The sequence below is a fragment of the Oxynema mangrovii CENA135 genome, from assembly GCF_016632315.1.
GTDB lineage: Bacteria > Cyanobacteriota > Cyanobacteriia > Cyanobacteriales > Laspinemataceae > Oxynema > Oxynema aestuarii.
Genome location: NZ_JAEOXH010000005.1, coordinates 1 through 12161 on the forward strand (window position 1 = coordinate 1; position 12161 = coordinate 12161).

Below are 12161 nucleotides of genomic sequence, written 5' to 3' on the forward strand. Positions count from 1 at the left end.
GTAACCCCGGTATTACCCACCGGGGTAGTAGGTAGCGACAAAAAGACCCTCGCGGGTCTTGATTGTCGGTTAGCCCTGCTACCGCTAGGTTAACGCAAAGTCAGTTAATCACTCTCTGGGAATTCCTTAAGCCACTCGAAGCATTTCCTATGGTAATGCTTGCTGGCGATCGAGGCTGCCCGAATGCAGCCCCTCGGCAAAATCACGGCCTAATTAACCACTTCGATTTCGTCTTCAAAAAACCAAGTGGCCAGACCACTGTCAAATTTAACAATGACGCCGACGCCACTACCATCGGTCATTTTGTATTCGGCGATCGTACCGACGGGATTTTTCTTGATCTGCTCGACCATCTGGCCGGACAGGCGATCGCGAAGCCGACAGATTTTTACCTTTTGACCTATTTCCATTGCCAACTTTAACCTGTGTGTTCCTCTCGTTGAACCATTCCACAGTCTATCAGAATGAGGTGATTTCACGGAGCGATCGCCCTCGGGGAGTTTTAGCCTGAAAAGGTGACCCTAGAACCCTAACGCCGCGATCGCCTCGTCAGCGTTGCGATCGTCGCGCGTACCGAAATTCTGCCACAATCCTTTTATATATTAGCTTCGGAATTCGAGAGGACTGGCAGTGGGGCGATCGTCACCGGGGTTGGCAATGGGCGCGATCGCGGTATAAACATAGCTAGGGGGAAGGGGAATCGCCCCACTCCCTAGAAACGGTCCGGAACCCGAACAGTTTTTCTAGAACAAGAGACAGGGACGCATCAATCGAATCCCACGCCCGTCGGCTTTGGGAAACTACCGCACTCGGGTTGCGGTCAAAAAGTTTGAGCCATCAGGTTAGCCATCAGGTTTGGCACGCGTTCGCGGAGTGGCTCCTTTGGAGCATCGCGCGGCTACAGGTTCCTCTGAATCTACTCGACCTCTCTGATTTCAATAACAACTGTTCCCGTAACGACCCGCACGGGTTTCCCTGCCATGCTTACAACCGTCGGGATCGGAAACTCACATCTAGAAGAGAGAGGGGGTGAGGGGTCTGATAAACCTGTGGTTTGGTATCGTCGCGATCGTATAACAGGTTCGGCATTCGCGTAGCGCCTCCTGACTCCTTTGGAGTCGCTACGCGAACGGAGCATCGCCTCCCAGTCGTCGCGCGAGTCTGGGAGGATCCGCACATTCAGGCGATTGAGGAGGGTCTCAACATGGTTTTATTACTCGGCGATGATGGGGATAATTTTCTAGTCGGGACGGCGCAGAACGATACCGTCTTGGGAGCCCAAGGGGATGACGTTCTTCTAGGCGAACAGGGGGATGACTTTCTGTTCGGCGGCGACGGCGACGACACCCTCAATGGTGGCGAAGGTGAAGATCTCTTCTTAATCGGTTTCGGCGAGGGACAAGATACGATCGCCGATTTCGAGTTGGGCGGCGATCGCATTGCCTTGCCTTTCGGCATTGAGGTACAAAATTTAGAATTAGTCGAAGTTTTCAATCGCGACGGAACCCCGAGCAATCTCACCCGCATTCAAATTACTACCGATGAGGGCGTACTGGTTTTAGCCTCGGTTCGGAGTCTCGGCGGCAGCCTCAGCCTCGATTCGAGCAGTTTTGTCAGTGGGGTCGAACCAATTGCCAGTATTTTAGACTTCAGCGCCCCGGTGACGGTAGACGAAGGGGCGGGGGTGGCGACGGTGAGGGTGACGCGCACGGGAGAGACCAGCGAGAGCGTTTCCGCGACCGTGCGTCCCAGTAACGGGACGGCGATCGCCCCGAGAGATTTCAGCAGTAGCCCCCTGACGGTCACGTTCGCGCCGGGACAGACCGAAGGAACCGTCGAGATCCCGATTGTGGACGATTTGGCGGTGGAAGGAAATGAAAGTTTTTCCCTCTCTTTAGCCCTCGATAACGCGCAAACGATCTTGGGCGATCGCGATACCGCCGAGGTCACGATCCTCGATAACGATGCGGCGATCGCCTTCGCGTCGGCGCAATATGTCGCCAATGAAAGCACCGGAAACGCCGCCATTACCCTCGTTCGCGAGGGGGTCGCCACCGTTCCCGTTGCCGTCACTTTCCGCGCCAGCGACGGAACCGCGACCTCCCCCGCCGATTACAGCACTTCGCCGATTCGCGTCAGCCTCGCGGCGGGTGAAACCAGCCAAACGGTGTTGATTCCGATCGCCGACGACAGCTCGATCGAAGGGTCGGAAACGGTCAATTTATTGTTAGAAGATCCGAGTCCCGGCAGCTTACTGGGGAGCCAAAATACGGCCTCGTTACGCATCGACGATAACGACAGTTCCATTCAGTTCGGCGAGCCCACCTTTAGCGTCACCGAAACCGGGGAGGCGATCGCCGCGATTACGATAACTCGTACGGGCGTACTCGACGCAACCGTAGGCGCGACGGTGACCCCCGCCGACGGAACGGCGACCTCCCCGGAAGATTTCGACAATACTCCCATTCCGGTCACCTTCAATCCCGGCGAAATTGCCCGCATTATCGAGATTCCCCTCGTCGATGACGGTTTGGTTGAAAATCCCGAAACGATCGCCCTATCCCTGAGTTCTCCCACGGGAGGGGCGACGATCGGCCTTCAAAATACGGCAACGGTCACCGTCATCGATACCGATCGCGCCATCGAGTTCGCCGCCGCCGAATTTCGCGTCACTGAAGGGGGAGAGGCGATCGCTCCGGTGACCCTCACCCGTCTCGGCGATCTCGAAACTGCCGTCGGCGTCACGGTCAACCTCGGCGACGGCAGCGCGATCGCCCCGGCGGATTACGACAATACCCCGATAACTGTCGATTTCGCCCCGGGACAGCAAAGCCAAACCGTCGAGATTCCCCTCGTTGACGATATCGCGATCGAAGGGGAAGAAGCCCTCGCTCTCACTTTATCCGCGCCGACGGGCGGCGCGACCCTCGGCCCGCAATCCACGGCGCAGTTGCTCGTTGACGACAATGACAGTGGGTTGCAGTTTGTCAGCAGCCAATTTAGCGTCACCGAAGCTGGAGAACCGATTCAAGCGATAACTGTCGCGCGATCGGGGGATCTGAATCGGGCGATCGGCGCCACGATAACTCTCGCCGACGGAACGGCGATCGCCCCGGACGATTACGACGATACGCCGATTGTTATATCTTTCGCCCCCGGACAAGCCCAGCAAACCGTCACCGTTCCCATTGTCGAAGACGGTCTTGCCGAAACGACGGAAACGGTGAATCTCACTTTAAGCAATCCCGTCGGGGGAACGACGATCGGCGCGCAAAATACTGCCACTTTGGAGATCGTCGATGATGAAGTGATTTTAGACTTCGCCGCCCCCAGCTTTACCCTCACGGAAGAGGGTACGGCAATTGAAGCGGTTCGGGTGATTCGGACCGGGGATAGCGATCGCGCCGTCGGCGCAACCCTTTTACTCGGCAATAATACGGCGATCGCCGCCCAAGATTTCGACAATACTCCGATCGCCCTCGACTTCCAACCCGGCGAAACGGAGAAAATTGTCCCCCTTCCCCTCCTCGACGATCCCTTCGTGGAAGGGGCGGAAGTGTTGAATCTGGCACTGGTCAACCCCACCAACGGCGCGGCGATCGGGTCTCAAAACGGCGCCAATGTCACCATTATCGATAACGATAGCGCCATTGCTTTCGGCGCCCCCAGCTTTACGATCGCCGAAGATGGAAGCGGATTCGCCGAAATCGAGCTGTTACGCAACGGCACCCTCGATCGCGGAGCCACCGTCGCCGTCGAACTCGCGGACAATAGTGCGATCGCCCCCTTTGACTACGACAATACCCCCATTCCGGTCGTCTTCAATCCCGGCGAAGCCACCGCCACCGTCCGCATCCCGATCGCCGACGACGCGATCGCCGAAGTCGCCGAAACCCTGACTCTCTCTTTAACGAATCCCAGTCCGGGAATGGCGATCGGTCCTCAAAATGTCGCCACCCTGACCCTCTCCCGCAGCGACCTCCCCACCCGCCTCGATTTTGAAGGCCCCGAAAACCTCGATCCGGTCAGTGGCTTTTACGAACGACAAGGGATCTTTTTCTCCGAAAATGCCCTGGCGATCGTCGATACCGATGCCTTAGACGCATTGGGACGTCCCGACGAGTTCGGCGGGAACTTCGGCGGCGGGCCCAGTGGGATCGCCGCCCTCACCTACGGCGAAGGTGAGACGATCGTCATGAACGTCAGTGGCGGTTTCGACAATCAACTCTCCTTCTTTTTCGCCTCCCCCTTCGCCGACCATACCGTGACCATTTACGACGACTTAGGCGGACAAGGCAACATCTTAGCCTCTACTTCCCTCTCGCGCACCCCCCAAGGCCCTCTTCCGGACGCTTATGCCAGTTTTGCTCAAGTCACGTTACCCTTTGCGGGAGTCGCCCGTTCCGTCAGTTTCGGCAGCCAAGCCAATAAGTTATTACTCGACGATATTGTTTTGGGGTAATCGGGGAAAAGGGGGACACTCAATCGCTATCGACAAATCTCAAACTAACGCCTGACCCCCGATCGCGGAATAATCACATCGGTCGGGTCGAAGGGCCGGGTAAAGCCCCGTTCTTCTCCCGAAAGCGGCGTTAACCCGGCATTTGTATCGAATTCGCCGCCAATTGTCCCGCCACCTAACGGGTCGCTGTTCCCATTGAGAGCATCTTCTAAAAAGTTGCTAAATCCTTTTTGGTCGAATCCCCGCCGTTCTTCTTCGGAAAACGTCGGTCTAATCCGTTGGGGTGCGTTTTCAGACAGCTCCGCTTGAGCGAGATCGGTCGTATGGGAGGGGACGGCGACAGTCCCGTGGAGTGGCTGCGCTAAGCCTGAAGCTGGAAACATCCCGGCGATCGCGATTCCTATCCCCCATGCGGATAAGATCGGGGTTGAGAATGTCGGTGTTTTAAACAACATTTGCCCATTTCCTAAAATCTAAAGGTCGTGCGTAGGGTTCCGATAAAAATATCGTCGTTATCCGCATCGTGTTCCGGATTGCTGACAAAAATCAACCCCGGCGTAATCGAAATGCGATCGCTGACCCGGAACCGATAAAAAGTTTCAAAGTGCAAGGAAGTATCGCGATCTTTCCCCAACGGTAAATCGTTTCCCTCGACTAATTTAGGCGGTTGGCCGAATAAAAACGCCAGCAAGTCTCCCTGACGCCCCAGAGGGTCGGACAATCCCAGGGAAAATAAATAGGTGGTCGCCGTGGCGGAAGCGTCGGAGACGGTGGAATCGCTGAAAATCCAGCCCCCCCAGGTGCTAAAAGTGAGATTTGACGTCAGCCGCCATTGCAATGTCCCACTAATGGCATTAATTTGTGAGGGTTCGTCCAGCAAGCCGTTAGTATCGGCGAGAAAACTTCCGGTAAACGTATCGAGTCGTCCGTCTTTCGCGTAGGCGTTGACGTAGGTCAAGCCCGTCAGCAGGGTGGGGGCGGGTTTGAGCAGTAACTGCACCCCCAAAGCGCTGCGATCGGCTCCGAAGAGGCTGTTTCCCGAGGTGGGACGGTTGCTGTTCCGGGTGCCGTAGGCGACTTGGAGGCGGACCGGATCGGCGAGCAACCAGTCGATCCCGACGCCGCCATCGAGGCTGCCAATTTTAAAAATGGGACTGGCTTCGCCGAAGCGGGACAAGGCGCCGCGTCCGGCGTCGAAGTAGGGGGAGTTGGCGGTGAGGACGCTGCTGAGGCTGAAGCCGACGGGACGGAAGGTGACGACGGCTCGATCGCCCACGGCAAAGCGGTATTCGAGTTTTTCGAGGCGGATTTCGTTGTCGGTGTCTCCTTGATAGGCGAGTAAGGCCATATCACTATTAAAAACGTCGGGATCGGCCAATCCGCGATCGCCGAAGTTTCCGGCGGCGAGTTCGAGTCTGAGCCGATCTTTCCCGGTAAAGGAGGCGACGAGTCCGAGGCGGGTCAGGTGGGAGAAGGTCGGGTTATTCTCGCCGTCACCGGGGGGATTGCCTCCGGCGGGGAGGGTGAGGGCGAAAATGGCTTCGCCTCCCAAGATGGCGGTGGTGGAGAATTGTTGGGCTTCGAGTTCGGCGGCGCGAATTTCGAGTCGGTCGGTGCGATCGCGCAAGGTGGCCAGTTCGGCGCTATATTCGGACTGTAGCCGTTGGATGGTGGCGATATCTTCGGCGCTGAGTTGTCCGGCGGCGCGATCGCGCGCGATTTGGTCGATTTTCTCCAAGCAAGTGTTTAATCCGGCAGCAAATTCGTAGCGGGTCAGGGCGCGATCGCCCCGATAGCTGCCGTCGGGATAGGCGAGGAGGCATTCGTATCGTTCGGCGAGGGATTGTAAGGCTTGGAAGGCCCAATCGTTCGCCTGCACGTCGGACAGTTCGGAAACCGAGGTCACCCGTTCCATCGGTGCGTTGCCTTCCCCGGCGTCGAACGGAAAAGATTGTTGGGATAATAATAACCTGCCGGAATCTATCCCCGCGTTCGCGAAGCGGCTCCCTTGGAGCATCGCGCGATCGCCTAAGTCAGTGACATCGGTACTCGCGGCGGCAGGGAGACTGGCGGTGGCCAGGAAAACGGCGACTCCGGCTTTTAGATGGTTCATCCTCAGACTGGCTCCTCACACTAAAATCAGAAAAACAAGCGTGTATGCTGGGAGCAACTTATATACTTTAACTGGCTTTGTTGACGACGCGGCGTTCGCCAAGGGACCCCTCCGGCGTATCGCCTCGACCTTAATTGCCCTCGCATTCGTCACCGAGCAACAAACTACCACATCCGCCGGAGGGTTGGTCGCGTAACAGCGATCGCACGTCAAAGGTAAAGGCTTCGTAAATATCCTCGATCGTGTCGGCCCGCTCTCGATTTTCCATCCCGGCGGCGATCGTGTCCGGATCGACCGGAGGCGCTTTGAAGGTCAACTTCAGCCCTTCGACTTCCACCTGACGCACGAAGTGAAACGATTGGATCCCGCAACTATTCGACTCGCTCAACTCGGGATCCACGCAGAATTCTTCTCCTTGCGATCGCCCCCGTCCGTGAATGCCGATTAATTCTCCTTCTGCATTAAACACCGGACCACCACTCATTCCCCGTCGCGTTTCGTTACTGTAGAGCAAACTATAACCGCCATCGGTGGAGGGAGGATTGACAATTTTGCGAATCTGACCTTCGACAAATTCTCGCGTCCGGCGGGCGCTTTCATCTTCCGGATTGGGCCAACCGGAAATATAAACCTGAGCCCCTGTTTCCATTTGCGCCGAATCCCCCATCACCGCAACCGGGTAGTCGCGATCGCTGGTAAACTTAACGATCGCCAAGTCGAAACCGTCGATCGTTTCTCCAAATTCCCCTTCTTCTTCGCCAAACGGAATAATATTGTCTGGCATGGTCGTATCATCGACAAAATGAACCTCGCCGTCACTCGTCCGCACGCCGTAGACTACCTCTCGGGTGCGAACCACGTGCAACGCCGTCACCACGTAATAGGTATTGCCATTGCGCGCTACGATGACGCCCGAACCGGGATTCCACTCCTGTCGCGCTTCGATATCCCCTTTCTGCAGCCCTTGGGCGATCACCACCGTGGTCTGAGACGCCACCGCATCGACTTGCTCTTTGGTCAATGCTTGCGCCGCCATCAGGGGAATCGTAACAATTAGGGCTACTGCCGTTCCTGCCAAAGAGGCAGAAAGTTGGCTGGAGAAGATCATAAAAATGATATTGGAGGGTAAAAAGGATCGAAAGACGGGAGCAACAAGCAGACATTACCTGTTATTTAAAATGCCTAAAAATACCCCAAATTTAAGGGGGTAAATTGCAAGAGACTGGCTAATTTTAGATCGAATTTAGCCAAATATCGCCTTTTCGGAGATGCCCGGTTGAACGGAGTCCCCCGATTTTAGCGATCGCTAATTACTAGAGTCTCCTTGGCTTTCTTCGTGGCATTCCTCAGTTGTTCGCATTTACTCGGACGAGCCGTCAGATCCGATCGACGCGATACGCAGCAGGAAAGTCAGTTTGGTTTGAGGCAAAACCACCTTTCGATAGACCTGACGCATCCGAGGTTTCTTTCTCCCGATCTTATTGAATAAAAAAACCTAGAGAAAGTTTCCATTTTCTCTAGGTTTTTTGCTTTTCAAAACCCTTGGATAAAAGTAACAATGAATGTGACTATCTTGAAGCTGTTCACCCTGCGACCCCACGAATCGATTTTGTTCGGTCGCCCAAATTAGAATAACTGTTGCACTAAACGTTCTAAGTTGACATAGGGTTGGCCGCCAGATTCTTGAATCGGGCTGCCGCTTCCCGTCGCGTTGTAGTTGAGCAAGGTTTCGAGAACTCGACCGGGATTGCTGCGATTTTCCCGTTTGAGCGTAAATAAAACATTGGTGGTATTACACCCAGAACGAGTGTTGTTCACGGCACACAACACCGGGTGACCGTTGACGATTCCGGCGGTCATGTACAAGCCACTTAAGGTGCCTCCATTCTCTTGCAGCAGGATGTTGAGTCTCTCGGTGACTTCGCTACAGCGTCGTTCGGGGGTATATCCGGCGTTGCTAAATTCGTCGGTGGTCCAGACAATTAGGGGGTCGGAGAGGCTACCATTATGTTTGACGGCGAGGGTGACGTGATAGTCGTCGGCTACTCGACATTGGAAGGAGGAGAGCGCGTCAGCCGATTGAGCGACTGTTTTTTGAGCGCTTAACAGGGGGATTTGGAGAGCGGCGACACTGATGGCAATCAAGCGAAGGAGTTGTTTAGCTTTCATGGAAGTCAAGGGGGGTTGAGGTGGACAAGGATAATGACGCTCGATCTTGCGAACTTTCTCCTGATTTTTACAAATCCCGAGGGCGAGCGATCGCGGCGACGAGGATTGTCCGATAACGAGCGACTGGCAGCATAGGAGCGGATGATAACGGTTGGGGACGAGTCGAGACGATCGCGCCCGAACGTGTATTCAAGCTTGCTACCCGATGGCTCAGTTCGGGCGAGATCTGAACTCGAACGGGCGAGGGACGAGAGTTCTTTTAGGTCGGAGATCGGATAGTTGCAATCATTTAAAAAGTGACCACCCAGGAGTATCACTCGCCAATACCCCTGCATCTGAGGACGAAAAACGAGGAATACAAGTTTCTCGATCGCGGTTGGTTTTTTCAGCTCAAATCGTTTGACGACGGCAAAGGATTTGAGCGATCGCCTACTTTTTAAAAGCTGAAACTAACTGCAAACGATGACGTTTTTAAGGTCACCGGAGAGCGTTTAGTCGATCGAATTTGCTTTAATTTTAAGATAGATAACCCGTTTTTATAAATCGGGATTGGCTAATTTTAAGTAAACTTTAAACGATCGCCTCGAAAAAAAAGCTGAATTCACTGTGGCGCGATCGCGATTCTCTTCTCTCGACCATAGTGGCTCGATCGCTTCTTGAAAAGGGGGAGGTAAATCGGGAAGCAGGGGCAATACTCCTACGTCGTCCCCGTGCGAACGCCGCCGTCGCAACGTACCCCTTCAGGCTCGAATTCAAGGCAGATTCAAGGCAATTTTGGCGGGACTGAAAAACTATTATAGCGGTTGGGTCGCTCTAGATCGAGGGTGGAGATTCTTGCTGGCGCGCGACTCTAGCCGAGGGAATCCTCGACAGACAAACCCTCTCTTTTCGACACCGAACCCCTACACACAACGAGAGTGAAGCATCTCAGGCGATCGACGCTTCACTCTCGTGTTTTGATGAACGCAAACCGGGACAAATTGTTATCGATTCGATTTTATTCGACAAACAAAGCGCGAGCGACCACCGAGTTTTCCTGCGCTTTTTCAACGGGAAGTTGTTGAATCTTGACATCGGGAGCAGGCTTTATGGTTGGATTCACCGATTCGGTCGGGGACGATCGCACCCGAGGAACGCTCGCCTGCTGGGTTTCGAGCGATCGCTCTAGAGGGAGAACGCCGGAAAGCAACGCGACAAACAACGCCGCGACTGCCGTCCCTCCCCACGTCACTACATTATGTTGACGGCGGCGATCGATTTGCTCGAACACTTGCTGCACCGTTTCTTGAACGGGTTGCTCCGAAGCCGGAACGGGCAACGACTGAACCCCACCGCGCAGTTTCAACAGTTTGAAATACAGTTTCTTCGCATTCGGATCGCGATCGAGCAATTCGTGAACTTCTCGTCGTTCCTCTACCGTCACCTCCCCATCCAGATAGGCACTGATTAAGGTGAAATTCAACGCCAAATCCATCGATGACGAAGGTTCCGGTTCGACGCGCTTCGCCATTGTCGGCATCCCCAACACGCCGAGGTGTAACTTCGACAACCTCGCGTACTGGCGTTGCGCTTCGCTATCGGTTTCGAGCAATTCCCGAACGTATTCGCGTTCTTCGGGACTGACTTCGTCATCGAGATAAGCACTGAGCAACTCGAACAATTCGGCGTTCGAGGTTGCCGACTCTGTCGAGGACAAAGGCGGACAACCGTCGCGATGCCGATCGTGATGGGATTCGTGTTTAAGGGTCATTTCAAAACCACCACCAGGTCAAACATGGGGAACACACCCCGAATCAAAAAAAGTAATTGTTTCTACTTACCAGGATAATTGAGCTTCCACACACTCAAAACTATTAGATGCAAAAGTTATTAAACTCGAAACATCTGCCGGGTTTTCACCTCAGCTCGAAAGACAATGACGATCAACTATCCAAATAAGTTTGCAATTGCATTTGGAGTCGCTGACGCGCTCTGGCAATTCTCGACTTGACTGTTCCGAGGGAAACTCCGGTAATTTCGGCAATTTCTTCGTAAGCTAAACCTTGGATTTCACGTAGGACGATCGTGGTGCGGAAAACTTCGGGTAAATCGGCGATCGCGTCGCGTAATTGGTCGTAAAATTCGCGGGTCGTTAAATCATCGTCCGGACCCGGTTCGTCCGCCGCAATTTCCCAATCCATTTCGCCGTCGTCGAGGGTGCGCGGTGCATCCAGAGAAAGCGGATCTCGGACCCGTTTGCGCTTGCGTAACTCGTCGTAAAACAAATTCGTCGCAATCCGGCTCAACCAACCTCGGAACTTGACCGGATCGTTCAATCGCTTGATATTGCGATAAACCCGAATCCAGACTTCTTGAGCGAGATCGGCCCGGTCTTGCCAGTCGGGAGCTAAGTGGTAGAGGATTTTTTCCACGTGGGATTGGTAACGGCGCAACAGCTCCGCAAAGGCGGCGCGATCGGGTCGTAACCCTTCTTGACAGCGCAAAACGAGATCGGAGTTTGAAAGTTTTTCCGGCTGTACCTGTGCTTGGCGACTGCGCGCCCCAACTGTCGGCCAAGAGAAAGAAGGAGAATAACTCATGGGGTGGAATTGCCTCAAAAACATTCCATGTGGGTTCAAGACACTATAACAATGCCAAATGTTCCCGTCCGCACGATCGCGGCTCGTGACACTTGATTGAATGGCACGGAAAATAGTTCTATTACTGAGCTTGCCCTTTTCACCCCCCGAAATAACCCCAGAATATTCTTTCCCTATGGATCTCAACATCCAAGAAAAGAACCCCCCTCACCTAAGAAGTAGGACGAGGGGGATGTTTTTTAATCCGTGACGTCGTCGGGGGAGGAACCTAGATCCTTGAGGAGTTCTGAGAACACCAACTCAGCGATCTTCCTACAGGTCGCATTTCTCGCGGCCTTGAGGGCATCTCCTTTCTTTTTCTTGAGTCCCTTTCCCTCGGACTCAAATGCTCGGGATATGAAATACTCCTCTATCTTCGCGCGGACAGGCTCATCCGTGAAACGGATATTTTTTCTTCTGTTGCCTGACTGGCTCAGGCTCATTTCATAGGCAGAATTCAGGTGCAGCCAAATAGCCGATCGCGCGTCCGCAGACCCTTTCATTTTGCTCCCACTCCGAACGCTGGATCCGGAGCTTTGCGAAACTCTACCCACGCCTAGAGCTTGTTTGAATCGCCGCTTGCTACGAGGTTTTGACGTCTTTTTGCCAAGCTTTGGATCGTTCGTCCCTTTTGTGTACTGAACGATCGCGCGTCCATGTTCGTCCAGGAAGTCCTCGAAGGGGTAGATCCGCACCAGCAACCACGCCCTTAAATCATCACCAAATCCAAAGCGATTAAAAACTTTGTGGTATGGGTGAAAGATTGGGGAGTAAAGGATCGAGTCAATCTCTCGCCTTA

General features: G+C 54.3%; 8 protein-coding genes and 1 pseudogene. 1 reads left to right on the plus strand and 8 read right to left on the minus strand.

The window, feature by feature from the left end; translation table 11 throughout:
- Nucleotides 1–209 precede the first annotated feature (209 nt).
- The gene (gene petP, locus JJD41_RS24385) at nucleotides 210–410 is read right to left on the minus strand and encodes a cytochrome b6f subunit PetP (RefSeq protein ID WP_200670473.1); all 201 of its coding nucleotides are present in this window, start codon (nucleotides 408–410) and stop codon (nucleotides 210–212) included.
- A gap of 794 nt (nucleotides 411–1204) precedes the next feature.
- Here petP and JJD41_RS24390 point away from each other — a divergent pair.
- Complete coding sequence (locus tag JJD41_RS24390) at nucleotides 1205–4462, plus strand: Calx-beta domain-containing protein (RefSeq protein ID WP_200670474.1); 3258 nt, start codon at nucleotides 1205–1207, stop codon at nucleotides 4460–4462.
- 44 nt (nucleotides 4463–4506) lie between these two features.
- Here JJD41_RS24390 and JJD41_RS24395 read toward each other — a convergent pair whose 3' ends face one another.
- From JJD41_RS24395 to JJD41_RS24435, 7 genes and pseudogenes are all read right to left on the minus strand, one after another.
- The gene (locus tag JJD41_RS24395) at nucleotides 4507–4845 is read right to left on the minus strand and encodes a hypothetical protein (protein ID WP_200670475.1); all 339 of its coding nucleotides are present in this window, start codon (nucleotides 4843–4845) and stop codon (nucleotides 4507–4509) included.
- Nucleotides 4846–4928: 83 nt separating this feature from the next.
- Nucleotides 4929–6575 carry an iron uptake porin gene (locus JJD41_RS24400; RefSeq protein ID WP_234489170.1) on the minus strand — a complete coding sequence of 549 codons (1647 nt, stop codon included), beginning with the start codon at nucleotides 6573–6575 and terminating at the stop codon, nucleotides 4929–4931.
- Between the two features lie 130 nt (nucleotides 6576–6705).
- Nucleotides 6706–7683: a S1 family peptidase gene (locus JJD41_RS24405; RefSeq protein WP_200670476.1), complete on the minus strand. Its 978-nt coding sequence runs from the start codon at nucleotides 7681–7683 to the stop codon at nucleotides 6706–6708.
- Nucleotides 7684–8201: 518 nt separating this feature from the next.
- Entirely contained in the window at nucleotides 8202–8744 is a 543-nt protein-coding gene (locus tag JJD41_RS24410) for a COP23 domain-containing protein (protein WP_200670477.1), read from the minus strand.
- Nucleotides 8745–9741: 997 nt separating this feature from the next.
- Complete coding sequence (locus tag JJD41_RS24425) at nucleotides 9742–10494, minus strand: anti-sigma factor family protein (protein WP_200670480.1); 753 nt, start codon at nucleotides 10492–10494, stop codon at nucleotides 9742–9744.
- Between the two features lie 172 nt (nucleotides 10495–10666).
- Nucleotides 10667–11323, minus strand: a complete 657-nt coding sequence (locus JJD41_RS24430; RefSeq protein ID WP_168567790.1) for a sigma-70 family RNA polymerase sigma factor — start codon at nucleotides 11321–11323, stop codon at nucleotides 10667–10669.
- Between the two features lie 239 nt (nucleotides 11324–11562).
- A pseudogene (locus JJD41_RS24435) lies at nucleotides 11563–12161 on the minus strand (hypothetical protein); the annotation flags it as partial.

Bases quoted from the DNA above. Each gene is read 5' to 3' on its own strand.
- JJD41_RS24395 (WP_200670475.1), bottom strand. From the start codon at position 4,845: ATGTTTCCAGCTTCAGGCTTAGCGCAGCCACTCCACGGGACTGTCGCC.
- JJD41_RS24400 (WP_234489170.1), bottom strand. From the start codon at position 6,575: ATGAACCATCTAAAAGCCGGAGTCGCCGTTTTCCTGGCCACCGCCAGT.
- JJD41_RS24430 (WP_168567790.1), bottom strand. From the start codon at position 11,323: ATGAGTTATTCTCCTTCTTTCTCTTGGCCGACAGTTGGGGCGCGCAGT.
- JJD41_RS24405 (WP_200670476.1), bottom strand. From the start codon at position 7,683: ATGATCTTCTCCAGCCAACTTTCTGCCTCTTTGGCAGGAACGGCAGTA.
- petP (WP_200670473.1), bottom strand. From the start codon at position 410: ATGGAAATAGGTCAAAAGGTAAAAATCTGTCGGCTTCGCGATCGCCTG.
- JJD41_RS24425 (WP_200670480.1), bottom strand. From the start codon at position 10,494: ATGACCCTTAAACACGAATCCCATCACGATCGGCATCGCGACGGTTGT.
- JJD41_RS24410 (WP_200670477.1), bottom strand. From the start codon at position 8,744: ATGAAAGCTAAACAACTCCTTCGCTTGATTGCCATCAGTGTCGCCGCT.
- JJD41_RS24390 (WP_200670474.1), top strand. From the start codon at position 1,205: ATGGTTTTATTACTCGGCGATGATGGGGATAATTTTCTAGTCGGGACG.